This is a genomic window from Glycocaulis sp. (assembly GCF_051859565.1).
Taxonomy (GTDB): Bacteria; Pseudomonadota; Alphaproteobacteria; order Caulobacterales; family Maricaulaceae; genus Glycocaulis.
The window spans coordinates 22,077-47,775 of record NZ_JBHYFK010000007.1; the positions used below are offsets into that span (position 1 = coordinate 22,077).

General features: G+C 63.9%; 23 protein-coding genes and 1 tRNA gene. 19 read left to right on the forward strand and 5 right to left on the reverse strand.

Annotated features, from left to right (window positions below):
* The first annotated feature begins 70 nt into the window (after positions 1–70).
* From ACTIGC_RS10875 to ACTIGC_RS10885, 3 genes are all read left to right on the forward strand, one after another.
* Positions 71–2,095: an acetyl-CoA carboxylase biotin carboxylase subunit gene (locus ACTIGC_RS10875; RefSeq protein ID WP_439634425.1), complete on the forward strand. Its 2,025-nt coding sequence runs from the start codon at positions 71–73 to the stop codon at positions 2,093–2,095.
* 137 nt (positions 2,096–2,232) lie between these two features.
* Positions 2,233–2,622 (forward strand): DUF805 domain-containing protein, encoded by a 390-nt coding sequence (locus ACTIGC_RS10880; protein ID WP_439634426.1) that lies wholly within the window; start codon positions 2,233–2,235, stop codon positions 2,620–2,622.
* A 128-nt stretch (positions 2,623–2,750) separates the two neighbouring features.
* A complete protein-coding gene (locus ACTIGC_RS10885; RefSeq protein ID WP_439634427.1) occupies positions 2,751–3,272 on the forward strand; it encodes a hypothetical protein in 522 nt (173 codons plus the stop codon).
* A gap of 125 nt (positions 3,273–3,397) precedes the next feature.
* Here ACTIGC_RS10885 and lipB read toward each other — a convergent pair whose 3' ends face one another.
* Positions 3,398–4,078, reverse strand: a complete 681-nt coding sequence (gene lipB / locus ACTIGC_RS10890) for a lipoyl(octanoyl) transferase LipB (protein ID WP_439634428.1) — start codon at positions 4,076–4,078, stop codon at positions 3,398–3,400.
* Between the two features lie 102 nt (positions 4,079–4,180).
* On the opposite strand from lipB, the gene ACTIGC_RS10895 reads away from it, so the two are divergent.
* From ACTIGC_RS10895 to ACTIGC_RS10915, 5 genes are all read left to right on the forward strand, one after another.
* Positions 4,181–4,426: a FliM/FliN family flagellar motor switch protein gene (locus tag ACTIGC_RS10895; RefSeq protein WP_127566322.1), complete on the forward strand. Its 246-nt coding sequence runs from the start codon at positions 4,181–4,183 to the stop codon at positions 4,424–4,426.
* A gap of 97 nt (positions 4,427–4,523) precedes the next feature.
* Positions 4,524–4,608: transfer RNA gene (locus ACTIGC_RS10900), tRNA-Leu, on the forward strand.
* Between the two features lie 196 nt (positions 4,609–4,804).
* Positions 4,805–5,803 carry a Kelch repeat-containing protein gene (locus tag ACTIGC_RS10905; RefSeq protein WP_439634429.1) on the forward strand — a complete coding sequence of 333 codons (999 nt, stop codon included), beginning with the start codon at positions 4,805–4,807 and terminating at the stop codon, positions 5,801–5,803.
* A 64-nt stretch (positions 5,804–5,867) separates the two neighbouring features.
* Positions 5,868–7,379, forward strand: a complete 1,512-nt coding sequence (locus ACTIGC_RS10910; protein WP_439634430.1) for a glycoside hydrolase family protein — start codon at positions 5,868–5,870, stop codon at positions 7,377–7,379.
* Positions 7,380–7,427: 48 nt separating this feature from the next.
* Positions 7,428–8,600, forward strand: a complete 1,173-nt coding sequence (locus tag ACTIGC_RS10915) for an isovaleryl-CoA dehydrogenase (RefSeq protein ID WP_439634431.1) — start codon at positions 7,428–7,430, stop codon at positions 8,598–8,600.
* 158 nt (positions 8,601–8,758) lie between these two features.
* Here ACTIGC_RS10915 and ACTIGC_RS10920 read toward each other — a convergent pair whose 3' ends face one another.
* The 4 genes from ACTIGC_RS10920 to ACTIGC_RS10935 form a co-directional block, all read right to left on the reverse strand.
* The gene (locus ACTIGC_RS10920; RefSeq protein ID WP_439634432.1) at positions 8,759–10,492 is read right to left on the reverse strand and encodes a patatin-like phospholipase family protein; all 1,734 of its coding nucleotides are present in this window, start codon (positions 10,490–10,492) and stop codon (positions 8,759–8,761) included.
* A 351-nt stretch (positions 10,493–10,843) separates the two neighbouring features.
* Positions 10,844–12,691, reverse strand: a complete 1,848-nt coding sequence (locus ACTIGC_RS10925; protein WP_439634433.1) for a DUF885 domain-containing protein — start codon at positions 12,689–12,691, stop codon at positions 10,844–10,846.
* A 27-nt stretch (positions 12,692–12,718) separates the two neighbouring features.
* Positions 12,719–13,558 carry an enoyl-CoA hydratase-related protein gene (locus ACTIGC_RS10930; protein WP_439634434.1) on the reverse strand — a complete coding sequence of 280 codons (840 nt, stop codon included), beginning with the start codon at positions 13,556–13,558 and terminating at the stop codon, positions 12,719–12,721.
* Positions 13,559–13,649: 91 nt separating this feature from the next.
* Entirely contained in the window at positions 13,650–14,459 is an 810-nt protein-coding gene (locus ACTIGC_RS10935; protein WP_439634435.1) for a DUF5694 domain-containing protein, read from the reverse strand.
* 170 nt (positions 14,460–14,629) lie between these two features.
* Here ACTIGC_RS10935 and ACTIGC_RS10940 point away from each other — a divergent pair, with 170 nt between their 5' ends.
* The 11 genes from ACTIGC_RS10940 (at position 14,630) to ACTIGC_RS10990 (ending at position 25,648) form a co-directional block, all read left to right on the forward strand.
* Entirely contained in the window at positions 14,630–16,237 is a 1,608-nt protein-coding gene (locus ACTIGC_RS10940) for a carboxyl transferase domain-containing protein (protein WP_439634436.1), read from the forward strand.
* 517 nt (positions 16,238–16,754) lie between these two features.
* Entirely contained in the window at positions 16,755–17,450 is a 696-nt protein-coding gene (locus ACTIGC_RS10945; protein WP_439634437.1) for a hypothetical protein, read from the forward strand.
* A 75-nt stretch (positions 17,451–17,525) separates the two neighbouring features.
* A complete protein-coding gene (locus ACTIGC_RS10950; RefSeq protein WP_127566345.1) occupies positions 17,526–18,107 on the forward strand; it encodes an NAD(P)H-dependent oxidoreductase in 582 nt (193 codons plus the stop codon).
* Between the two features lie 96 nt (positions 18,108–18,203).
* Entirely contained in the window at positions 18,204–18,521 is a 318-nt protein-coding gene (locus ACTIGC_RS10955; protein ID WP_439634438.1) for a hypothetical protein, read from the forward strand.
* Positions 18,522–18,657: 136 nt separating this feature from the next.
* A complete protein-coding gene (locus tag ACTIGC_RS10960) occupies positions 18,658–19,017 on the forward strand; it encodes a hypothetical protein (RefSeq protein ID WP_439634439.1) in 360 nt (119 codons plus the stop codon).
* 174 nt (positions 19,018–19,191) lie between these two features.
* On the forward strand, positions 19,192–19,986 hold the full coding sequence (locus tag ACTIGC_RS10965) for an enoyl-CoA hydratase-related protein (RefSeq protein WP_439634440.1): 795 nt from the start codon (positions 19,192–19,194) through the stop codon (positions 19,984–19,986).
* A gap of 84 nt (positions 19,987–20,070) precedes the next feature.
* Positions 20,071–20,874, forward strand: coding sequence for a DUF817 domain-containing protein (locus ACTIGC_RS10970; RefSeq protein WP_439634441.1), 804 nt, complete (start codon positions 20,071–20,073; stop codon positions 20,872–20,874).
* Positions 20,875–20,923: 49 nt separating this feature from the next.
* Complete coding sequence (locus ACTIGC_RS10975) at positions 20,924–22,900, forward strand: acetyl/propionyl/methylcrotonyl-CoA carboxylase subunit alpha (RefSeq protein WP_439634442.1); 1,977 nt, start codon at positions 20,924–20,926, stop codon at positions 22,898–22,900.
* A 380-nt stretch (positions 22,901–23,280) separates the two neighbouring features.
* Positions 23,281–24,255, forward strand: a complete 975-nt coding sequence (locus ACTIGC_RS10980; protein ID WP_439634443.1) for a hypothetical protein — start codon at positions 23,281–23,283, stop codon at positions 24,253–24,255.
* Positions 24,255–25,187, forward strand: coding sequence for a hypothetical protein (locus ACTIGC_RS10985; RefSeq protein ID WP_439634444.1), 933 nt, complete (start codon positions 24,255–24,257; stop codon positions 25,185–25,187). The genes ACTIGC_RS10980 and ACTIGC_RS10985 overlap by 1 nt, the downstream gene beginning before the upstream one ends.
* A gap of 41 nt (positions 25,188–25,228) precedes the next feature.
* Positions 25,229–25,648 (forward strand): DUF1489 family protein, encoded by a 420-nt coding sequence (locus ACTIGC_RS10990; RefSeq protein ID WP_439634445.1) that lies wholly within the window; start codon positions 25,229–25,231, stop codon positions 25,646–25,648.
* Positions 25,649–25,699: the final 51 nt, after the last annotated feature.

The following is a 25,699-nucleotide window of genomic DNA, read 5'->3' on the forward strand; positions in this document are numbered from 1 at the left end:
ATTATCTTGCGGGGCGCGCTAAACCCTCACCCGAACCCATTCCTGTCCTCAAGCGTGGCTGGCGCAATTCATGTTCAAGAAAATCCTCATTGCCAATCGCGGCGAGATTGCCGTTCGCGTCATCAAGACCTGCAAGCGCATGGGGATAAAGACCGTCGCCGTTTACTCAGAGGCCGATGCCGACAGCCTGGCGGTGGAAATGGCCGATGAGCGCGTGTTCCTGGGCGGATCGCTGCCCGCCCAGTCCTATCTCGACATGGACAAGATCATCGCGGCGGTAAAGGAAACCGGCGCAGAGGCCGTCCATCCGGGCTTCGGCTTCCTGTCGGAGAACGCGAAGTTTGCCGAGCGCCTGAAAAAAGAGGGCATTGGCTGGATCGGCCCGAACCCGCACGCCATCTCGGCCATGGGTGACAAGCTGGAAAGCAAGAAGCTCGCCGCCGCTGCCGGTGTCAGTACCGTGCCGGGCTTCAAGGGTGAGATCGTCGATGACCAGCAGGCCGTCGAGGTGGCCGGTGATATCGGCTATCCGGTGATGATCAAGGCATCCGCTGGCGGCGGCGGCAAGGGCATGCGCATCGCGTGGGATGAGAGCGAGGTGCGCGAGGGCTTCCGCGCTGCACGCTCGGAGGCCAAGTCCTCCTTCGGTGATGAGCGCATACTGATCGAGAAATTCGTCGAGAAGCCGCGCCATATCGAGATACAGGTGCTGGGCGACAAGCACGGACACGTTATCCATCTCAATGAGCGCGAATGCTCCGTCCAGCGGCGCAACCAGAAGGTTCTCGAAGAGGCGCCGTCGCCATTTCTGGACAAGAAGACGCGCGAGAAGATGGGCGAGCAGGCCGTCGCGCTGGCAAAAGCGGTCGATTATGACAGCGCCGGGACGGTGGAGTTCATCGTCGACCCCAACAAGAATTTCTACTTCCTTGAAATGAATACGCGTCTGCAGGTGGAGCACCCGGTCACGGAGCTGACCCACGGGCTTGATCTGGTTGAGCAGATGATCCGCGTGGCCGCTGGTGAAAAGCTGGAGCTGGCGCAAAAGGATGTGGCGATCAAGGGCTGGGCGGTCGAGGCGCGGCTCTATGCCGAAGACCCGTATCGCGGCTTCCTGCCCTCCATCGGGCGTCTGGTGCGCTATGTGGAGCCGGCTGAAGGCCCCAGCGGCCCTGGCACGCTGCGCATCGATTCCGGTGTGCGCGAGGGCGATGAAATCTCCATGTTCTACGACCCGATGATCGCCAAGGTGATCGGGCAGGGCGAGACGCGCGAGAAGGCCATCGACGCGCTTTCCGCCGCGCTGGACCGGCTGGATGTGGCGGGCCTGCAGTCCAACGCGCCTTTCCTGGCCGCCGTGCTGGACGAGCCCGATTTCCGCAAAGGCGCCATCCATACCGGCTATATCGAGGAGCATTTCCCCGACGGCTTTCACGGCACCGCGCCCAAGGAAAGCCAGTGGCGCGCCTTCGTGGCGGCCTCTGCCCTGATCCATACCGTCTTCGTGGAGCGCGCCGCGCGTATTGCCGGGCGCATCACGCCGGGCGTGGGCGATGGCAAGGCGCATAACTGGACGGTGCTGATCGATGACCAGCAATTTGCGGCCGAGATCACAGTAGAGCCGGGCCGGGAGAGCGGCTTTGCCGCCACCGTCTACATGCCGGGCCTCAGCGCCGAGCCGGTCAATCTGGAGACGGGTTGGAAGCCGGGCGATCATGTCTTCGAGGCAAAGCTGGGCAAGGAGAGCTTCAGCCTGTCGGTGGAAGACCGCACGCAGGGCTACTGGCTGCGCCACCGGGGCTTTTCCGCGCTGGTACGGGTCTATTCCCCGCGCATTGCCGAGCTGGCTGCGCGCCTGCCCGAACGCCCCGAACCCGATACCAGCAAGCAGATCATCAGCCCGATGCCGGGCCTGATCGTCTCGGTCGCGGTGGAGCCGGGCCGTGAGGTGAAGGCGGGCGAGGTGCTGCTCACCGTCGAAGCCATGAAGATGGAAAACGTGCTGCGCGCCGAGCGCGACGGCACGGTGAAAACCGTCAGCGTGAAAGCAGGCGACAGCGTGGCCGCAGACGAGCTGCTGGTAGAGCTGGAGTAACCTTTCACCAGATTTTGGTTGACCGCTCCCGCGTTGCAGGCCGAGGCTGGGGCAAGGATTGAATCGCGTACCCGGCCCCCTCGAGCCTTCGCGCGCCGATCCGGTTTGTATTGACCACTTCCCGGAGGGACAAAGACATGAATTTCATGGACGCCGTAAAATCGGTCTATTCCAACTATGTGGGCTTTCACGGGCGCGCCCGCCGCAGTGAATATTGGTGGTTTTTCCTCTTCTATCTGATCGTCTATGGCGTGCTTTACACGATCGATCTGAGCCTCATCGGTTATCCGGCGCTGTCGGGCATTTTTGCGCTGGCCAGCTTCCTGCCTTCACTCGCCGTGGCTGTGCGCCGTCTCCACGATACCGGACGCTCGGGCTGGTGGATTCTGATCAGCCTGGTGCCGCTGGTCGGCTTCATCGTGCTGATCATTTTCTATGTGATGGATAGCCAGCCGGGCGTGAACAAGCATGGCCCCAACCCCAAAGGAGTTGTGGCTGCTGCTGCCGATACCGTAACCGGCGGCTAGACGCACCGCTCATTGGCCTGACCATGACGGGCGCGGGTGCCAAACCCGCGCCCGTTTCTCTTCCGCCCGTTCCCGGCTTGGGCTAGAAGCGGCCCGAAACACGCTTTCCCCCGTCCCGGAGCCCCCTTGTGCCGATCAATTTCCGTGCATTTTTCCTGCCCGATACGCGCGCCGACGCGGACACGTTCTGGCTGGGGCTGGGATTTATCGCTTTTGCCGACGCGCTGCGCCTGACCCTGCTCGATGCGGGGCTCGCCATGTTTGCCTGGCTGCTGATCCTGTTCTGCCTTGCCGCGCTTCATATCAACCGGCTGCGCGATGCCGGCCGCCAGGGCCCGCTGGTGATCGTGCCGCTGGCCGCGGGTGTGGCGGTGAAGGCGATTGTCGCCATTATCGCGGTGACGGTGGCCATCCTGCCGGGCTTCATGGACTATCTCGAAGCGCAGGGCGTCGACATCAACGACCCCGCGCAGGTGCAGGCCGCCGGTCAGGACGATGAGCTCATTGCCGGCTTCCAGCAGCTGATGATCGAGAACGAGGCCGATACGCTGGCCGCGTTTTCCGCTGGCGACTGGCCGTCAGCCATCGCCTTCTGGCTGACCGTGTTTGCCATCGGCTTCTGGTTTGCGCGCATGCCCCGCAGGGCGTGAGGGTGCGCTTTTCCCCTCGTCCTTCGAGACGCTCACTGCGTTCGCCCTCAGGATGAGGGGAAAAGTGCGCTTAAGCCCTCATCCTGAGGAGGCCGAAGGCCGTCTCGAAGGACGAGGACTTGACCTCAAACCGGCGGTGCTTCGTCCTCGACCGCGCCGAAAATCTCCACGAACGCTGATTTCAGCGCGAAGTCCGCATCGTCCATCGTTACCGGCAGGCCCAGATCGGTCAGGCTGGTGACGCCGTAGGATGGATCGGTAATCCCGCACGGGACTATCCCCCCAAAATGGGAAAGGTCCGGCTCCACATTCAGCGCGATGCCGTGAAACGAGATCCAGCGGCGCAGGCGGATGCCGATCGCGGCGATCTTGTCCTCGCGTGGCGGGCCGCCCACAGCTGTGCGGTCCACCCACACGCCGATCCGGTCGCAGCGCTTCTCGCCCTTGATGTTGAAACGGTCCAGCGCGCCGATGATCCAGTCTTCGAGATTATTGACGAACTGGCGCGCATCGCGGCCGCGTTCCCGCAAATCCATCATCACATAGGCCACGCGCTGGCCCGGCCCGTGATAGGTGTATTCGCCGCCCCGGCCGGAACGGTAGACCGGAAATTTCTCCGGTTCGCGCAGGTCTGACGCGTCCGCGCTGGTGCCGGCGGTGTAGAGCGCAGGGTGCTCCAATAGCCAGATCAGCTCGCCCGCCTCGCCGCGATGAATGGCCGCCACGCGCGCCTCCATCGCCGCAACAGCGGCTTCATAATCGACCGGGGCTGCAGAAACTGCCCATCCGGCTGGTTTTTGTTGCATTGCTTAACGCCTCGGAAACCGGCCCGGAACATCGTGTGTAAACGCGCCGCTTTCAAGTGAGGGTGTGCGGCGGGAAAACGCGGGACAAGGTATCATCATCTTATGAGTCAGCTCGGCGCTGTGCAGATTGAAATTGCGGTTCTTCTGGGCCGCTCGCGCCTGCCCATCCAGCAATTCTTGCGGATGGGACGCGGCGCGGTGATTCCCCTTGATGCCGCCGAGCATGAAGAAGTGTGGATTCTGGCCAATAACCATCCCATCGCGCGCGGCGAGATCGTCATACAGGGCGATCATATCGCCGTGTCGATCACCGAAGCGGCTGACGTTCACGACTATTTCGCCGCCTGATGAGAGCTTTCGGCGTGCGCGTGAAAATCGAGCGCGCTCGCGCAGTGAAGGGCTTTCCTTTCCTCTTGGGTCTTGCTAAACGCCCGTCTCCCAGTTTGCGGCCGTGGCGGAACTGGTAGACGCGCAGCGTTGAGGTCGCTGTGGGGCAACCCGTGGAAGTTCGAGTCTTCTCGGCCGCACCATTTTCTCTCCTGCGGGAGAGATATGAAAAACCACCCGGTTCGCATGTCGCGGGCCGGGTGTTTTCATTTTTGCGCTGCTGACATCACCTCAACCCTCGCCTTGCCGGGCTGCACGCAGTAGGCTTGCCGCCATAATCCTGCCTTCCGGCGAGGGGAGGCTTGAGGTCTGGTTGTTCGCTGTGCTGGAGGGTGCTTCTTGCGCCGTACTGTCTGCCTTTCCACGCTTGTGATTGCGGGCGCGCTTGCTGTCACAGGCCCGTCTGCCCTGATGTCCGCTGCAAACGCACAGGATGGTGCCAGCAGCGGGCTTTCCCTGCATGCGGGCTGGCAGAGCGGGCCGGAGCTGGAAAGTGCCCGCGCCGGTCTGGCTGCCGTCACGCTGGATGATCAGATCTATGCCGCGGGCGGGGCAGGGCGCGTCACTCCGCGCGACAATTTCGAGGTCTATGACAGCGAGATCAATCGCTGGCGGCCTCTCTCGCCCCTGCCCGAAGGGCTGGAGCGCTTTGGCCTTGCTGCCGCTGACGGGCGCATCTGGGCGGCCGGCGGATACAGTTCGGAATCGGGCCGCGAGCCGATTGCCGAGATGTGGTCTTATGACCCCGAAACCGATGTCTGGCAGAGCGAGACGCCCATGCCCGCGCCGCGCGCGGCCTTTGCCATGGTGGCCCATGACAACCGGCTATATGCCGTAGGCGGCACTGAAGAGCCGGGCGGCATTTTCGTCTTCGATATCGAGACAAGCGAATGGGCCGCGCTGGAAGCGCCCTCCGATCTGCGCCGCCGCGATGCCGGCATCACGCTGGTAAACGGCGAAATCTGGGTGACGGGGGGAATTGTGAACCGCCGCGCGGTTGCCCGCGTGGACATATACAATATCGATACGCGCCAGTGGCGGCGTGGGCCGGACCTGCCGCAGGCGCGGGCCGGTCATGCGCTGGTCTTTGACGGATCGCGCATGCTGGCGCTGGGCGGACGCGGTGACGATCTGCGCTCCACCCATGACACCGTGTTCACGGCCGCGCCGGATGCGCGCAGCTGGCAAACTGGCGGCAGGCTGACAAGTGCGCGCACCGAGGCCGCTGCTGCGGTGCTGGACGGCGCCGTGTTTCTGATCGGTGGCGGCGTCGGCGGCGGCGTGTTCGCGCCCTTCACCGCGCTCGCCACTGTGGACGTTCTGGGACGCGGCCAGTAGCGCGGCAACCAATTTGCAACGATACCGCAAAGGCCCCTGACGGGCGTTTCGGAACGGGACACTTATGAAGCCGCGCTTGAAATCCAGCCGCGCCGCGCGCGAACTCATCAAGACCCATGAACCCTTCCTGGGCGACGCGCTGCGCCGTGGGCGGCGCTGGGCGCTGGGCTACGGCCACACCGCTGCCGCCAGGGAAGGCGCGCGTATCAGCCGTGAAGATGCCGAGCTGCTGCTACTCTATGATGTGATCCAGGCCGAGCAGGCGATCGACAAGGCGGTGGGCGAGGACCTGCCCGGCGCCGTCCGCGACGCGCTGGTCTCCTTTGCCTGCTCCATCGGTGCGGGTGCATTCAAGGTGTCGGATGTGGCGCGTCTTGCCCGTGATGGCCGTCATCTGGAGGCCGCTGCCGCGCTGGAAACCTGGGTACGCGCCGAGGAGGATGGCCGTCTGGTCGTCTCCGAGCGCCTGGTGCGCCGCCGCGCTGCCGAGAAGGCGCTCTATCTGCGCGGCGTGCAGGAGCAGGCCGAACCGGCCCCCGCCGCCGAGCCTGTACCCGAACCCGCGCCGGAGCCTGCAGAGGCCGCGCCGCGTATCGGCCCGCTTGTCGATCTGGAGCTCGAATTTATCGATCCGCCGGAGCCGGGCGGCATGGTGTTCGAGGATGAAACGCAAGCGGAGCCGGAAGCTGAAGTTCAGCCGGTAGCTGAACCTGAGCCGGAACCCGAGCCTGAGCCTGAAGCGGTCGCCGAACAGCCTGTTCCGGCGCCGGCGCTTGCGCCCGACGCGATTGAAGACCCGACTGATAGCGTCATCGCGCGTATGAATGCGCAAATGGCCGAGACGCTGGCTGTTCCGGCGCAACCTGTTGAACAGCCGGAAGCGGAGTCTGAGCCCGTGCGCGGCGATGCCCGTCTGGGTTTCAGCTTCATGAGCCGCGCCGAGCCGGAAAGCCCGGCTGCAGCTGAAGTGCAGCCCGTAGCGCAGACCGAACCGGAGCAGCCCCGCTACAAGGTCGGCCCGGTCCCGGTCTATGCGGCCATATCGTCGGTGACGATCACCCGTACCGATATTGCGGTGCCGGTCACGCCGGCGGTGCCTGAGGCGGCTCAGCCCGGCACTATCAGCGCCGATTCGCCCGCCCCCAGCGCAGGCTTTTCCGGCGAGGTGCAGGCCGTAGGCCGCCCGGCCGACATGCCCGAGGAAGATGAAGCCGCTGACGCGGACGAGATCCATCCCGGCGTGCTGATGGGCAGCGCAGCTCCGGCGCCCGAACTGCCGCAGGCCGGACCCGGTCCGGCACTGCCCTCAAAACAGCCCGGCAGCGGCACATGGCTGTTCGCCGCGAACTTGGCTGTCGGCGTGGCGATGACGGGCTTTGGCCTGTGGACCATTATTGAGCGGGGCTCTGATCCGGAGATCGTCGATTTTGGCCTTCTGGGGCCAGTGGCAGCGGCCATGGGCATTGCGCTGACCATCACCTCGGGCTGGATACTCATCACCCGCAAGCGCGAGCCCAAAGCCTCAGCTGAAAGCGCTGATACGGCGAACCAACTCACCCCGCCAGAAGCGGAATAAAGACAGCCGGAGCTTGACCGTAATGGCGGGCGTGGTATCTCGCCTGCCATGATATCGAACCAATACCCGACGCTGGAATTCCCTCTGGGGGAGACCGCAGAGATGCTGCGCGACACCGTGCGCAGCTTTGCTTCCGACAATATCGCGCCTCTGGCCGCCGAGATCGATGTGAAGGACGAGTTCCCGCATCACCTCTGGCGCGAGATGGGCGAGCTGGGCCTTCTCGGCATCACCGTCGGCGAGGAGTATGGGGGTTCGGGCCTTGGCTATCTCGAGCATGTGATCGCGATGGAGGAGATCTCCCGCGCGTCTGCTTCGGTGGGCCTCTCCTATGGCGCGCACTCAAACCTGTGCGTCAACCAGATCAAACTCAATGGCAATGACGCACAGCGGGAAAAGTATCTCCCCAAACTCGTCTCTGGCGAGCATGTCGGCGCGCTTGCCATGAGCGAGCCGGGCGCAGGCTCGGACGTTGTTTCCATGCGTCTCAAAGCCGAGAAGAAGGGCGATCGCTACGTCCTCAATGGCTCGAAAATGTGGATCACCAACGGGCCGAGCGCCGATGTGCTGGTGGTCTATGCCAAGACCGATCCCGAAGGTGGCTCCAAAGGCATCACCGCCTTCCTGATCGAGAAGGACATGAAGGGTTTCTCCGTCGCCCAGAAGCTCGACAAGCTGGGCATGCGCGGCTCTGAAACCGGCGAACTGGTCTTCGATAATTGCGAAGTGCCCGAAGAGAATGTGCTGGGCGGTATCGGCCAGGGCGTGCGCGTGCTGATGAGCGGGCTCGATTATGAGCGCGCTGTGCTCTCTGCCGGTCCGGTCGGCATCATGCAGGCCTGCATGGATGTGGTCATGCCCTACATCCATGAGCGCAAGCAGTTCGGCAAATCCATTGGCGAGTTCCAGCTCGTGCAGGGCAAGATCGCCGACATGTACACGCGCATGAACGCGTCGCGCGCCTATGTGTACGCCGTGGCGCAAGCCTGCGACGCAGGCAAGACGACCCGTAAGGACGCCGCTGGCGCGATCCTCTTTGCCGCTGAGGCTGCCACGCAATGCGCGCTCGATGCCATCCAGATCCTCGGCGGGAACGGCTATATTAACGAATATCCGACGGGCCGCCTCTTACGCGATGCCAAGCTCTACGAGATCGGCGCTGGCACCAGCGAAATCCGCCGCTGGCTGATCGGACGGGAACTCTTCGGCGAGAGCGCGTAAGATTACCTGCGCGTCTGCCGCCGGCAGCCTGCTCATCTTCTCGTCGTTCCCGCGCAGGCGGGAACCCAGAGCCGCTTGGCACTGTCTTCGCTCCATGATCTCTGGATCCCCGCCTGCGCGGGGATGACGAAGAGGTGTGAAGAGTCTGGCGCTAACCCCTACTTCCCCGGTTTCAGCCGCGCCATAAGCCGGTGATCGGCGCTGTTGAGCATGGCTATCGTGCTTTCATAGCCCGCCACGATGGCGTCGTCATAGCGGCGCCATTCGCGCAGATCCATCTCGATATCGGGCAGGACCAGCATGTCGGCGGCCTCGCGCGTTTCGGCGTGTTCATCCAGCGTGGCGGCGGTGGCTGCGCGCATCAAAAGCGAGGCGATGGGCGGCGGATCGGACAGGCCATGGCGCATCGCCCAGCCGAAAAAGCCCGGCGGGTTGATGAAATCCTTCGGGTTGATGGCGCGGTTGCGGGTCACATCCACACCGATATTCGCGCCGCGATGGCTCGATTTGAGTTCCTTGATGGGGAAGTTGTTGAACACCGCCCCGTCCACCAGCACGTTCTCGCCATCGATCACGGGCGGCAAAAGCCCAGGAATGGCGAGTGAAGCCCGCAGCGCGTCGCGCAGGCGGCCCGTGCGGTGGATGCGCACCGCGCCATCGGTGAGGTTTGAGGACACGCAGAAGAAGGGCCGGTGCAGATCGGCAATGTCGACATCGCCGAAATGCTCGGCGAGGCGCTTTTCCACCTCCTTGCCGCGCACCAGGCTGACCACCGGCAGGGTCCAGTCGCTCAAAGGGCTGGAATCCACGAACGCCTTGCGGATGCGGGTATCGATTTCCTCATTGCTCCAGCCCATGGCGACACCGGCGGCGATGATCGCGCCCATGGAGGTGCCGGCCACAAAGTCGAACTCGATGCCGTGATCGCGGAAGGCCTGGATCGCGCCGATATGGGCATAGGCCCGGCTGCCGCCGCCAGACAGGACCAGCCCCACCGAGCACCCCGCCATCGTGCGCGCCAGATGGGCCACATCGCGCTCCTCGAACTGGCGCCAGTGGAAGCAGCGCGCGGCCTCGGCGGCGTCCATCCATTCCTGCGGTGTGGCGACGCTACGGCTGCCGCCATGATGCAGCAGCACGACATCGATCAGGCGCAGCTTGGCAGCCGGTGAGGGGTCTTCAGGCAGGATGGGCAAAGAGGGTCTGGCATCGCCGCGCGCCAGCAGCCAGACGCGGTCAGCCCGGCCAATCGCCTGACGCGCCCAGGACACGTCATTCAGGCGGGCGGTGAGAATGACGATATCGCCGGTGCGTTCGGCCTCATCAAGCTGTGAGGGCGGTATCACATCACCTTCCTCGCCGATGATCGTGCAGCTGCGCCCCAGCGCGATGAGCGCGTCTTTCAGCTGGCGCGAGCGCAAGGCGAGATCAATGGTCGGCGAGGTGGATATCAGCGCGAACACGCGCGGCTCGGCCTTGGAGCGTAGCGTGCCGCCGCGCAGCCGGAACAGCATCATGCGCGCCAGCTCGCGCATCAGGCTGGCATGGCGCCGGGTAAGCTTCTCAAACGCGGCCTTGGGCAGGCGGATCAGCTCGCTATCGCGCAGCGCATAGATATTGGCCGAATGCGGCCGGTCCTCGACTAGCGCCATTTCGCCTATCGGCTCGCCAGCGCGGATATGGCCGACGAGTTCGGGCCGCCCGTCGGCCCCGGTGCGGAAGGCCGCCAGCGCGCCGGAGCGCACCAGATAGAAGGCATCAGCCGGATCGCCGGCTTCAAACAGGGTCTGACCGGCGGGCAGGCAGAACCATTCTACCTCGGCCTCGACAGCCTTCAGTGCCGCCTTTTCCAGACGGTTCAGGAAGGGAAGGAAGCCGAGATTCATGTCCATATTGGTCGCGCCCTCGCCGGGTTGCGTAGCGCGCTACCCGGTCATCGTCCAGATGCCGCCCAAGATACGCTCATGAGTCCGCGCCGTCGAACACCTGTCTTTGCGGATGGCGTTCTCCGTTCGTCAGTCCAGAAGCCCGAAGAGCTTGCCGCTATAGCGCTGGCCTTCAACACATCGTCGTTCCCGCGCAGGCGGGAACCCAGAGCCATTTTGCACGGACTTCGCTCTTCGATCTCTGGATCCCCGCCTGCGCGGGGATGACGAGGGTGGGTGTCTCCCCCGTAAACGGGGGAGGACATCGGAGCGGGCCGGCCTCCCGCTCATCCCGGACTGACGAGGAGCGCGCGGCCCCTAGCCCGCCTGAACCTCGGCGATCCATTCATCGATCAACTCTTCAAGTATCGCCAGCGGCACCGCGCCATCGCGCAAGACCACCTCGTGGAACATGCGGATATCGAAATCATCGCCAAGCGCTGTCTCGGCCCGCTCGCGCAATGCGAGAATTTCCAGCATGCCGATCATGTAGGCGGTCGCCTGGCCGGGCATGACGATATAGCGCTCGATGGCGTTGGTGGCGTCACCGCGCGAGTTGGGCGTGTTCTCCACCAGATATTCGATGGCCTGCTCGCGGGACCATTGCTTGTAGTGAAGCCCGGTATCGACGACCAGGCGCGCCGCGCGCCACAGCTCCATCGCGAGGCGGCCAAAGTTGGAATACGGGTCTTCATAGAAGCCCATTTCCAGCGGCAGGTACTCGGTATAGAGGCCCCAGCCTTCGGTGTAGGCGGTGTAGCCGCCAAACCGGCGGAAGGCGGGTACGTCCTCCAGATCGGTCATGATGGCGAGCTGCATGTGGTGGCCGGGATTGCCCTCGTGATAGGCCAGCGCCTCCATCTGGTAGATCGGCATGTCGGCCATATCGCGCAGGTTTGCGTAGTAGATGCCGGGGCGCGAACCGTCGGCTGCCGGGCGCGAATAGAAGGCCTTGCCGGCGGACGCCTCGCGGAAGGGCTCCACCCGGCGCACTTCCAGCGCGTGCTGGGGCAGGGTGATGAAGTATTCGGGCAGGCGCTCATTCATGCGCTCGATGACAGCGGTGGCCTCATCAAGATAGGCCTGACGGCCCTCATCGGTGTTGGGATAGTAGAATTGCGGGTCTTCGCGCATGAACACGAAGAATTCCTGCAGGCTGCCGTCAAATTCCACTTCCGCCATGATGGCTTCCATCTCGCGATGGATGCGCTCCACATTCTGCACGCCCAGATCATGGATGTCTTGCGCGCTCAGGTCTGTGGTGGTGAAATTGGCCAAGCGTGCATTGTAGAAGGCTTCGCCTTCGGGCAGGCGCCAAACGCCGTCACCGGCGGCTGCACTTTCGCGCTGGGCGGTCATCACCGAGATCAGCCGCTCATAAGGGGCTACCCAGCTTTCAAGCGCCGTGCGGCCTTCATTGAGCAGGCGCAGGCGGTCTTCGGCGCTGATATCTATCTGGTTGATATTACGCTCATAGCTTTCCCAGACGATGTTATCGCCTTCGCCCTCGAAAGGCGCGCCGGAAATGACGTTCTGCGCGGTCTCGATGATGTAGTCATACATCCAGCGCGGCGGCTGGATGCCCATCTCGAAGCGGGCCTCGGCCTCGTCGATCAGCGTGTTCATCACCTCGTCCACACTGCCCGCACGGGAGACCCAGGCCTCGGCGGTTTCCAGCGAGTTGATGCGGTGAATGGTCGTCAGGAAAACCGGGATGTTGGCATGCATGCCGCTCATCTGGTGGAAGACATAGCCGTGGCGGCGGAAGGGGTGGTTGGCCCTTGCATTCTCCTGGCCGTATTCAAACAGGCGCCAGCTGAGCTGGGCTGACGGGTCCAGCGCGTCGAAATCGAAATTCCCGCGCATATAGGCCAGCCGGTCTTCGCTGATCTGGAAGCTCTCTTCGGCAAATTCATTGCTGAAATCGCCCCACAGGCCGTAATCCTCATCGATAATGCCGCGATAGGCCTTCATCAGCGGGCTGCGGTCGAGGTCTTCCTGCTCGATCTGTTCAAACCAGGCGTTGAGGCGCTGGCTTTCACTCTGTTCGGCCGCCGCGTCCTGCGCGGCGAAGCTGGCAAAGGCAGGAGCCGCCACCATCGGGGCCGACAGAAGAATAGCCGTCATGGCGGCGCCGGACAGGCGCTGGCGAAGTGTGCTGGTCATGGTTTTGAACTCCCCGGTTCTTGTTGTTTAGGTGTCGCGGCCCAGCCTTCTGACTGGCGCGAGGGGCGTGAAATTGCCATCGCGCTTTTCAGACCGGGCGGCCATCGCCTCGACAATATCATGCGGATTCCAGATGGAAGCCTGCAGTGTCATCACATGTTCGAGACTATCGGCAACCGAGTGATCGCGCGAATAGAGGTGGGACTTCTTGATGCCCGCAATCGTCAGGGGCGGGCGGCTGGCGATGCGGGCTGCCACCGCGTTCACATGGGCTTTCAGGGCCGCTTCATCGGGCAGGACGCCATTGAGAAGGCCCAGCGCATAGGCGCGCTCAGGGCTGAGCGTTTCGCCCGTATAGGCCAGCTCCAGTGCGATACCGGAGGGGATCAGGCGCGGCAGGCGCTGCAGCGTGCCGACATCGGCCATCATGCCGATATTGGTCTCCTCGATGCGCAGCCAGGCGTCTTTCGTCGCGTAACGCAGATCACAGGCGGTCACCATGTCCACCCCGCCGCCGACGCACGGCCCCTGCATGGCGGCGATGACCGGGAAGCGGGCGCGCTCGAACGCCGTGAACGCATCCTGCAAGGACATGGCGGCGTCCATGAAGGCTTGGCGCGCGGCGGCGGTGTCGGTGGTCAGCGCGTTGGGGTCGGAGAACACCGATATGTCCATGCCGGCGGTAAAGACCGGGCCTTGCGCATCGAGAATCAGTACTCGTGTCTCGCCCTCGTCCGACAGCGCATTCACCGCTTCTGGCAGTTCGCGCCAGAAGGCGGGCGTCATCGTGTTGCGCTTGTCAGGACGGTTCAGCGTCAGGCGGGTAATCGGCCCGTCTGACGACAAGGCGAAGCTGGTATAACTCATGGGCGCGCTCCCGGTCACAGGGTGAGGGCGTCACTCTAGACCGGGAGGGCGGGCATGCCAGTGTGATATCAGCGCCGGTCCAGCTGGACGGCTAATGCAGATAGTCCAGCGGATCGACCAGGGTGAAGCCGGGCGCTTCCCTGATATAATAGTCAAGCAGGTATTTGTGGCCCGCGCCGTAGATGACCAGCACCCGCTCGCCCGGCTGGGCGATCTGCGCGATGCGGGCGAAAATGATAAGGTTGCGTCCCCACCAGGCCGCCATCTGGTGTGCGCCCACCGGATCCTCGACCGTTCCGGCCTGCGCCAGCCAGAGATACATGCGGTGGAAATCCAGCATCTCGGCGGAGTTGGCGTCGATCAGCCGGGCGCGAATAGTGCCATCGGCATTACGCGAGAAGAACACTTCCACCTCGCCAATCGTCTGCTGGAAGGCTTCGAGCAGATATGTCTGTCCGGCCTCCTGCGCGGCCCCCAGCATGGCCTGGAAGTCCATCCCGTTCTGATAGTCCACCGCCCAGACCTGTTCATGGCCCATACGGGCCGCCAGACGCAGGCCGATCTGGTCACGCTCATTGACGGTCAGCTCGGCTTCGCCAGCGCGCCAGGCCCGGTAGCGGTCATTGATCCAGTCCTCGTGTTCGGGTTCCAGCTCGACGATGATCCGGTCCGGCTGGAAGGCTTCGATCCGGTCCAGAATGTCCGCGATTTCCTGCTGGCGCCGAGGGGAGAGGAAGTCGTCCACCTCCGGATTGACGTAATCGCTGCCGCCTCCGGTGAAATGGAAGGTGCCCAGTACCATGACCTGCGTATCGCCGGCCGGACGCGTATCATCGTTTTGAGCATAGGCGCTGCTTGCGAAGATGAGTGCGCCCAAGAGGCCCGCGAACTGTTTCAACATGAAAACTTTCCTTCGACGAAGTGGAGTGGCTTTAACACCCTGATGCAGGCAAGAGGCTGTCTGGATGCAATGACCGGACAAACAAGCCAACGCACTGCTTACATTGCACTTGCGCCATGTTACCGGCTAAGAGCAGCGCTTGCTGCCATCTCGACATCAGGAAGCCGCTCATGACCCAGCTTACCTCCAGGCTCGACCCCGCCTCCGACAGTTTCAAGGCCAATGCCGCGCGCATGGACGAGCTGGTAGCCGAGCTGAAAGCGCGCACCGCTGAAGCCGCGCTGGGCGGGCCGGAGCGCGCACGCGAGAAGCATCTGGCGCGCGGCAAGCTGCTGCCCCGCGAGCGCGTGGAGCGCCTGCTGGACCCCGGCACGCCGTTTCTGGAGATTGGCGCTCTGGCGGCCAATGGCATGTATGAGGGCGATGTGCACGGCGCGGGCATGATTGCCGGCATTGGCCGGGTGTCGGGCCGCGAGGTGATGATCGTCTGCAATGACGCCACGGTGAAGGGCGGGACCTATTATCCGCTGACCGTGAAGAAGCATTTGCGCGCGCAGGAGATCGCCCGCGAGAACCGGCTGCCCTGCGTCTATCTGGTGGATTCCGGCGGCGCGAATCTGCCCTTCCAGGCCGATGTCTTCCCTGACCGGGAGCATTTCGGCCGCATCTTCTACAATCAGGCCACGCTCTCATCCGAAGGCATCGCGCAAGTGGCCGTGGTCATGGGCTCATGCACCGCTGGCGGCGCCTATGTGCCCGCCATGAGCGACGAGACCGTGATCGTGAGGAAGCAGGGCACCATCTTCCTCGGCGGTCCGCCGCTGGTGAAGGCCGCGACCGGCGAGGTGATCTCGGCAGAGGATCTCGGCGGCGCGGACGTTCACGCCCGCCGCTCCGGCGTGGTCGATCACTACGCTGCCAATGACGACCATGCACTGCAGACCGCGCGGCGCATCGTGGCCGGGCTCAACACGGTAAAACGCGTGGACATGGATCTGGCCGAGCCGGAAGCCCCGGCCATCGATCCGGAAACGCTCAATGGCGTGATCCCGTCAGACGTGCGCACGCCCTATGATGTGCGCGAGGTGATCGCGCGGCTGGTGGATGGTTCGCGCTTTGACGAGTTCAAGGCGCTCTACGGTGACACGCTGGTGTGCGGCTTTGCGCGCGTGCATGGCATGCCGGTCGGCATCATCGCCAATAATGGCGTGATCTTCTCTGAAAGCGCGCTCAAAGGCGCACACTTCATCGAGCTGTGCTGCCAGCGCGGCATCCCGCTCCTCTTCCTGCAGAACATTACCGGCTTCATGGTCGGCTCCAAATACGAGGCGGGCGGCATCGCCAAGGACGGGGCCAAGCTCGTCACGGCCGTGTCCTGCGCGCGCGTGCCGAAAATCACCATCATCATTGGCGGCTCTTACGGGGCGGGCAATTACGGCATGTGCGGGCGCGCCTATGGCCCCCGCTTCCTCTTCATGTGGCCCAATGCCCGCATCTCCGTCATGGGCGGCGAACAGGCCGCGAGCGTGCTCGCCACGGTAAAACGCGACGGGATGGAGCTGCGCGGGGAGGAGTGGAGCGCGAAAGCCGAAGACGCCTTCAAGGCCCCGATCCGCGAGAAATACGAGGCCGAGGGCTCGCCCTATTACTCCACCGCAAGGCTGTGGGATGATGGCGTGATCGCGCCGTCCCAGACCCGCGACGTGGTGGGCCTTGCGCTCTCCGCCTGCCTCAACGCGCCCATCGAGAAGACGCGCTTTGGCGTGTTCAGGATGTAATCACTCCCCGCGTTTCACCGGCCCCCGCGTTTCACCGGCGGAAGCCGGTGCCCAGTCTTTTTCCTAGTGCTCAGCCCATCCCCTGCCTCCGCGGGGGCAGGCCGGGCTTCGCGCCGTTTACTGCCCCGCTGGTCCAACCGGGGTCCCCCGCCGCGCCTGTCCCCGTGAAAACGGGGAACGGGGGACCCATGGACAGGCCCGGCGGCTGGAAAAATGGCCCCCGGCTCGGTGGCCGGGGATCCGGAGGAGAGGCAAGCGGGATGTCAGACAGGCCGCGAAGCGGCCTGAAAAGCGCGATCCCCGATCAAGCCGGGGACGGGCCTTCGCGCCCGCGACTTCGGGAACCTGAAGAGGCATGGGTTCCCCGGACCTCGCTGGCGCTCGGCCGGAGAATGACAGGCGGGGGAGGTTTTCCGTTCTCCCCCCGCGTTTCTTCCCATCCCTCCGCCCCATTAAATCTTGGTAGGAAAGCAAAAACCCGCTTTCGCGCCGCGCGCGCCGGGATAATCATGCGGTCATGAAAAGTTTCCCGCGCTGCTCCGTGATTCTTCCCGCCCTGCTGCTGTCTGCCAGTCCTGCGCTGGCCGATGAGCCGCCCGCAGACCTGTTCCAGCGGGCGGTGGCCACCGCCCAGCTTCATAATGACCGCGCCGGCGAGGTGTGCGGCTTTGCCTATGCCCCGCACTGGAACGAGGATGGCGGTTTTATCGTTGAGCAGGGCGAGGGCGCTGCCCGCTGGCTGGACGCCCGCTCACAGCCGCTGGATGAGGAACTGGCGGCAAACTTTCCCGAAGACCCGCGCCAGATGATCCGCCAGTCGCCTGACCGCCTTCTGGAGAGCGCAGACACGCCGCGCTTTGTGCGCTGGGAGGACGGGCTGGCCATCTACCAGTTCCAGCCGGTGAGCCTTCCGCTCGCGGGTGGCGGATTCAGCTTTGACGTCGCCGAAAACGTGGTGGCCGAAGTCGGCATAGACCCGGACACGGCCATGGTGGCATTCCGGGAAGTGAAGGCTCCGTCGAGCTTCCGGCCCAACGCGGTCGTGCGCATTCGCGATTATGAAACACGGGTCAATTTCCGCCCCGCCTGGCCCGACGGCCCCGTTGTGGTGGCAGACCAGCGCTATGCGATTGTCGCCGTTGCCATGCTGCAGACCCATAATCTGACCGGCTCCAGCACCTATTCAGGCTTTACGCGCTGCGAGGCAGGCTGAGCCGCCCAATCTGCCGCATGGCGTTTGGCTGCAACGCACGCTAATGTCCCCACTTCAGCTGGGGAGATTTGAGACATGGCGCGTTCCATCCTTCTGGTAAACGGACACCCCGATCCCTCGAAGGAGCGGTTCTGCCATGCCTTGTGCAATGCCTATCAGGAGGGCGCGCACGAGGGGGGCAACGCGGTGGCGCGGGTGGATATAGGCGCGCTGGAATTTGCCTTTCTGGAGAATGCGCAAGCCTTCGTCACGCCGCCGCCGGTCGATATTGCCGCCGTTCAGGCCATGCTGGAGCGGGCCGATCACATGGTGCTCGTTCACCCGCTATGGCTTGGCACCCTGCCTGCGCGCACCAAGGCATTTCTGGAGCATCTCGCCCGCAATGATTTCCTCGTAAAGACCGAGGTGAAGGGCATGTGGCCGGCCAAGCGCATGCGCGGCAAGTCGGCGCGGATCGTGATGACGATGGGCATGCCGGGCTTTGCCTACAACATCTTCTACCGCGCCCATTCCCTGAAAGCGCTGGAGGCCGGTATCTTCCAGATGGCGGGGTTCAAACCCGTCCAGCACACGATCTTTGGCGCGATTGATTTCAGCGCTGAGAGCCGCCAGCGCATGCTGGCGAAAATGCGCGCGCTCGGCCGCGCCGGGAAATAGCGCCTGCTGCACGCTGGCCAGCTTTTGCTTGCCAATCGCGCCTGTCCCCGGTTTGATGGGTTAACCATATCCAAACTGAGCCGGGGGGCGATTTTCATGGATGCACTTCAACCTGTGCTGGATTTTTTCCGGCAGGGCTTCAGCACCGTAAACGGTGTTCAGGGGCTTATCATCGCGCTGGTGGCGGCCTTTCTTCTGCCCGCCTGGAGCCGTCTGATCGTTTTCGTGTTTGGCGCGGCACTGGTTCATCTGGTGGTCGATGCGCTGCTTCCGGTGCTGGCCAATAACGCCGCATTGCGCCTGCCGGACGTGCTCTCCATGCCGTTCTGGCGCTACGTCGCGGCGCTGCTGGCGGGCTATCTGATCGTCATCAGCCTGCTCGCATTGCTCAAGCGTTTGCTCCTTAGACGGTAGGATTGCTGCGCATGCATTATGCTGCCGGGCGCTCAACCCGCCCGTGCAGGGTGCGTTTTTGTTTGCTTTTTGGTAAGAATTTGGCACGGTTGCCTACGGGAATGCCCGTTCGGGCAGGCGAATGAGGGGAAACATAATGGAAATTCTCGATACGGTATGGGGCTATCTGGAGCCTGTATGGGCGTGGCTGCGCGCCGGGCTGGACATTCACGGGCCGGGCAACTGGACCGAGCTGGGCATCCAGATGGGCGTGATTGCCGTCGTGATGGCGTTGATGATGCAGAGCTTTGGCGCAATCCTGATCTTCACCGTGGTGGGTGTCATCATCCACGTCGTGGTCGACCAGGTATTGCCGATGGTGCGCGACAGCGCGGCCTTTTCGATGCCGCCGGTGGCCGATATGAGCTACTGGCAGTATATCGCCTTCCTGGCGCTGGCCTATTTCGTGGGCCTGATCGTGCTCTTCCTGATCAAGAGCATCATCTTCCGCCGCTAGGCAGTTGCATGACGACGGGCAGGGGCGCTGATCGGGGGATTGGCGCCTTTTTCCCGTGCTGACATGAAAAGCGCCCCGGTCATCTGGCCGGGGCGCTTTGCTTTGGGCGCGTCACTGGCCTAATGATGGCGCAAAGCGCGCGATTTGCGCGCGCACCGATGAGGAGCCTCCCCCATGAGCCAGAACGATGTCCTTCTGTCCGTTACGCCGGGCGGCACCGCGATCATCACGCTGAACCGCCCCGACAAGCACAACGCCTTCAACGCCGACGTGATCGCCACCCTGTCGGATATGTTCGAGACGCTGCGCGCCAATACTGACGAGGTGCGCATGGTGGTCCTGCGCGGCGCTGGCCCCAGCTTTTCCGCCGGGGCAGACCTTGAATGGATGAAGGCGGCCGCCGACTGGACCCATGACGATAATGAGGAAGACGCGCTGGGCCTGGCGCGCATGTTGCGCCGCCTGCATGACCTGCCGCAGCTGACCGTCGCTCTGGTGCAGGGCGCGGCCATGGGCGGCGGGGCCGGGCTGGTGGCGGCCTGCGATGTCGCCATCGCGGTGAAAGACACCAAATTCCGCTTCTCCGAAGTGCGCCTCGGCCTGACGCCCGCCACCATCTCGCCGTTTGTGGTGCGCGCCATCGGGCCGCGCTGGGCCAAGGCGCTGTTCGCCACCGCCGAAGGCTTTGACGGCGAGTTCGCCCATAAAATCGGCCTTGCTCAGTATGTGGTGGACAGCGCGGACGATCTCGATGACGCGCTGGAAATGGTCGCAAAGCTGGTCTTCGCCGCTGCGCCGGGCGCGGTCGCGGCCTCCAAGGCGCTGGTGGACGAGGTGACAGGCAAGGAAATCGATGACCGGCTTGGCAGGCAGACTGCAAAGCTCATCGCCGACCGCCGGGTTTCCAAGGAGGGCCGGGAGGGCCTTGCCGCCTTCCTTGAAAAGCGCAAGCCGGGCTGGGTGAAGTAACGCTCACCGGCGCAATTCATGCTCTCCTTGCGCCAGATTGAGGCTGCGTTTCACGCGCGCCGCGAACGCTTGCGAGCCCGGCTCGTGCGGGGCCGCTGGAGCGGCTACGCGTTTGAATTCCTCGCCTTTGGCATCAAGCAGGGCTGGGCGTGCCTGTTCGGTGCGCTGATGCTGGCCCTGCTGCTGGCGACTTTCCTTGTCTACCCGGCTGATGTGCCGCTCGCCCGCTATGATTTCCTGACCCTTGCCGCCGTACTCATCCAGATCGGCATGCTCGCTTTCGGGCTGGAGAACTGGGAGGAGGCAAAAGTCATCGCTGTCTTCCACCTCGTTGGCACGGTGATGGAAATCTTCAAGGTGGCCATGGGCTCTTGGATCTATCCCGAAGCAGGGGATGCCATTCTGGTCATCGCGGGCGTGCCGCTCTTTTCCGGCTTCATGTATGCGGCCGTGGGCAGCTATATCGCGCGGGTCTGGCGCCTGTTCGATTTCCGCTATGACCGCTTCCCGCCTTTGTGGCTGCAGGGCCTGCTGGGACTTGCCATTTACGTGAACTTCTTCACTCACCACTTCACCATCGACATCCGCCTTGGTCTCTTCGCAGCTAGCGCGCTCATCTACGGGCCGTGTGTGATCTGGTTCCGGCCAGACAGGATGCATCGCTGCATGCCGTTATTGCTGGCTGCGATTCTGACCGCGCTCTTCATCTGGTTTGCCGAGAATATCGGCACCTTCGCCAGAGCCTGGGCCTATCCGGGGCAGGAGGCTGGCTGGCACATGGTTTCGTTCGCCAAGCTCGGCTCCTGGTATTTGCTGATGATTATCAGCTTCGTGCTGGTGGCGGCGGTCCACCGCGCCTCCGCTGCGCGCTTGCGTCCGCGCGCCTGATCGCCCACAACGCCGCAACAGACCTGATCAGAAAATTGAGGGCGCGCCCATGATAACCAAACTCCTCATCGCCAACCGCGGGGAAATCGCCTGCCGTGTCATCCGTTCGGCGCGCCAGATGGGCATTGCCACAGTCGCGGTCTATTCGGACGCCGACGCGAACGCCCCGCATGTGAAAATGGCTGATGAGGCGGTGCATATCGGCCCGTCACCGGCGCGCGAGAGCTATCTGATCGCCGAGCGCATCATCCAGGCGGCCAAGGACACCGGCGCGGACGCGATCCACCCCGGCTATGGCTTCCTGTCGGAGAACGCCGCCTTCGCCCGCGCCTGTGCGAAGAACAAGATCATCTTTGTCGGTCCGAGCCCCGAAGCCATCGAGGCCATGGGCCTGAAAGACCGTGCCAAGGCGCTGATGGAGGCGGCAGGCGTGCCGGTTACGCCCGGCTATCACGGCGATAATCAGGACGCGGACTTCCTAAAAGAGCAGGCCGACAAGATCGGTTATCCGGTGCTCATCAAGGCGGTCGCCGGCGGCGGCGGCAAGGGCATGCGCAAGGTGGAGAAATCGGCTGATTTCGCCGCCGCGCTGGAAAGCTGCAGGCGCGAAGCGGCCTCCAGCTTTGGCGATGAGAACGTGCTGATCGAGAAATACATCACCAGCCCGCGCCATATCGAGGTGCAGGTGTTCGGCGATAGCCATGGCCAGGTGGTCCATCTGTTCGAGCGGGACTGCTCGCTGCAGCGCCGCCATCAGAAGGTGCTGGAAGAAGCGCCCGCCCCCGGCATGAGCGAAGAGGTGCGCGAGGCCATGTGCTCGGCGGCTGTGCGCGCCGCGCAGGCTGTGAACTATGCTGGCGCTGGCACGGTGGAGTTCATCGTCGATGGCTCCGGCGAGCTGCGCGCGGACGGTTTCTACTTCATGGAAATGAATACCCGCCTGCAGGTGGAGCATCCCGTCACCGAGATGGTGACAGGGCTAGATCTGGTGCGCCTGCAGCTGGAGGTCGCTGCCGGTGGCCGCGTGCCCGCGCAGGACGAGATCACGCTTTCCGGTCACGCCATCGAGGCGCGGCTCTATGCCGAAGACCCGGTAACGGGCTTCCTGCCCTCCACCGGCGTGCTGGAGCGCCTTGATCTGCCCGAGGGGCGTGAGGGCGTGCGCGTGGATTCAGGCGTAGAGCAGGGCGGCGAAGTCACCATGTTCTACGACCCGATGATCGCCAAGATCATTGCCCATGGCGGTGATCGCGAGGAGGCTATTGAGCGCCTCATCGACGCCATTGACAGCGATGTCGGCGTCTGGCCGGTGCGCACCAATGCAGGCTTTTTGCGCCGCGCGCTGGCTCACCCTGATTTCGGCGCAGGCGATGTCTATACCGGCTTTATCGAGGCGCATCTGGACGAACTCGTGCCGCCGGGCCTGCCTGCGCTGCATTACGGCGTGGCGGCGCTGGTCCTCTCCGGGGCCGGGCGCGGCAGCGATCCGTGGGATTCGCTTGCCGGTTTCCGTCTGAACGCCGCGCCGCGCGTGGAGTACGGGTTTGATGCGGGCGGGGAGCGCTTGTCCGTGCGTCTCGCGCAAGGCGGCGTCAGCGTGAACGGTGAACCGCTCCAGCTCAGCGACGTGCAGGGCTATCTGGGTGAGCAGGGCGGCGTGGTCGAGTTCGTTCACGAAGACGACACGCTGCTCGCCGCTGTCGAGCATCATCGCGACGGGCTTCTCATCACCCTGCAGGGGCAGGCCGTGCTGGTGCGCGATCACGATGCGGCGGTGGATGCCGATGCGCTGGCGGGCGGCGATGCGGTCAAGGCGCCCATGCCCGGCAAGGTGCTCTCTCTGGCCGTGAAGCCGGGCGACACCGTCGCCAAGGGCCAGACGCTCGCCGTGATGGAAGCGATGAAGATGGAAATGGCACTCACCGCGCCGCGCGACGGCGTCGTGGATGCGGTCAACGCCGCCGAGGGCCAGCAGGTCAATGAAGGCGATGTGCTGGTCGCGCTGGCGGAAGAGGGGGAGGGGTAGGGTTTTTCTGATCTCCCTCCCTTTCGTCGTTCCCGCGCAGGCGGGAACCCAGAGCCGCTTGGCACCGTCATCGCTCTATGATCTCTGGATGCCCGCCTGCGCGGGCATGACGAGGTTGGGGCGGATTTATAAGCTCTGCAGGTACGCCGCCGAGCTTCTCAACCGGGGGATGATCCTGGACTGGTGATGTCCTCCCCCGTTTACGGGGTAGGTGTCTGGCTTGCCAGACGGAGGGGGGTAGGTGCTTTTCCCTGATCCTTCGAGACGTTCGCTTCGCTCACCCTCAGGATGAGGGAAAGCACCACAAGCCCTCATCCTGAGGAGGCCGAAGGCCGTCTCGAAGGACGAGGGCCGCTACTGGCACGTCCTTCGCATGATGAATGACCGATCCCCTCACGCTGTCCCTGATCCGGACAGAAGCGAAAAAGGTTTCGGCCATGCACGTTCTGGCAGACTGGACTGATCAGACCCGCAGCGATTTTCGTGAGCGCATTACCCGCACCACGCACAATCTGCACACCTCGCCCCTGTTCAGCGAGGCGGCGATCGAGCGCCTGATCGAGATTCATCCGCGCGAATACGCCGATTTTGCCACCATGGACGAGACCGGCAGCCGCAGCTCCTGGAAGACGGGCGATCCGGGCCAGCTTTCCGGCAAGGAGCTGATCCGCGCGGTGAAATCCGGCCGGCTCTGGATAAACCTGCGCAATCTGTTCGGCATTCACGACGAATACCGCGCCCTGCTGGACCAGATGTTTGCCGAGCTGCAGGACGAAAATCCCGGCTTCCATCCGGTGCGCATTCTGGGCGGGCTTCTCGTCTCCTCGCCGCAGGCCAAGGTGCCCTTCCACATGGACCGTACCGATACCATGCTGTGGCATATCAGCGGGAAAAAGCGCGTCTTCGTCTATCCCCACCATGATGAGGTGGCCACCGATGAGGAGCGCGAGGAAGTGCTGCTCCACGCCTTCAACGACGAGCTGAACTATCGCCCCGAAGCGGAAAAGCACGCAAAATATTTCGACCTCGAACCGGGCGAGATGATCTGCTGGCCGCTGCACACGCCCCACCGTGTGGAGAATATGGGCACGCTCAATATCTCGCTGGCGACCGAGTACACGACGCCGGAAGCGCGCAGGCAGAATAATGCCATGTATTTCAATGGCGTGATGCGCCGCCGCTTTGGCTGGCAGCCGCCGCGCATTGCCGAAACCCATGGGCTGAACCGCACGGCGCGCTTTGTCGCCGGGGCGCTGATGCGCAAGGCGGGGATCAGCGTGCCGGTGGAGACGCCGCACGAGGGTGGCTACCGCTTCGAGATTGATCCGGATGCGCCGCTGGGCGTGCGCGCCTGATGGCCACGGCAACGCGCACCCGCGTGGCCCCGCCACTGCTCGACTGGAGCGAGGATCACCGCGGCGAGTTTGCCAGAGGCGTGGTCAGCGCCCGCCATCAGCTTGCCCGCCTGCCGCTCTTCACCGATGAGGCGCTGGCCGCCATGCTGGACCGGCACGACCGGGACAATCTGGATGTCTGCACGATGGGGCGCGATCCGGCCGAGCGGTCGAGCTGGCGCGATGTGCCGGTCTGCCGCCATCTGCCCGGCCATCACCTGATCGAGGCCGTGCATCAGACGCGGCTGTGGGTACATGCCCGCCACGCGCTGGATACCGATAGCGAGCTGAAACCCGTCTTCGCCGCCATGATGGACCAGCTGCGCCATCTCAATCCCGGCTGGGCGCCCTTGCGCGCCTATGGCGGCGTTGTCATCGCCTCGCCGGGCGCGCAGGTCTTCCTGCATTCGGATATTTCCGAGACGATGATGTTCCAGGTGCGGGGCAGCCAGCAGGTTTTCGTCTACCCGCCGCGTGATCCCTGGGTCAGTGACCGGGCGCTGGAAGGCGTGCTGCTGGGCGAGGCGGGCGAGGATTTGCCCTATGACCCGTCATGGGACAGCGAGGCTGCGCGCATCGATATGGAGCGCGGCAGCTTTGCCGCCTGGCCGCTGCATGCGCCCCACCGCATCCGCTTTGGCAATGAGCTGTCGGTGACGCTGGTGCTGGAAGTGGTGACGCAAGGATCGCTGGTGAAAAACGGCGTGCTGCACGCCAATGGCCTGATGCGCCGGGCCGGGCTGAACCCCAGAAACGCCGATACTCGCGGGCTGGGCGCTGCCGCCAAGCTGGCCATTTCGCGTGCCGCCAAGACGGCCAGCGCCATACGCAAGCGCCGCGAGGCGCAGCCGGTGTCCGACATGACGCTGGCGGGAGCGCTGGAGCAGGCCTGAGGCTTTGACGGCGCACGGGTTTCGCCCTAGCTCTTGGCCCCATGAGCCTTCACCTTATCAAGCTGTGCGTCGGTGCCGACACGATCGAGGATCTGGAAAGCTGGCGCGCAAAAATCGCCCCCGGCGACAAGCCTATGTATCATGTCACACGCATGAGCCCGAAGCGGGGCGAGGAGCTTTTGGATGGCGGCTCGCTCTACTGGGTCATCAAGCGCGTGTTACAGGTGCGCCAGCGCATTATCGGGCTTGAGGAAGTGACCGGCAGTGACGGTATTTCGCGCTGCTGCATCTGGCTGGACCGGGAGATCATCCGCACCGCGCCGCGCCCGAAAAAACCGTTTCAGGGCTGGCGCTATCTCACGGCCGCCGACGCTCCGCCAGACCTCTCATCGCCTGCTTCTGGCGGCGAGGACCTACCCGATGACTTACGCGCCAAGCTGATCGAAATGGGGGCGTGGTAGGGTTTTCGTCCTTCCCCTCGTCACCCCCACGCAGGTGGGGGTCCAGAGATC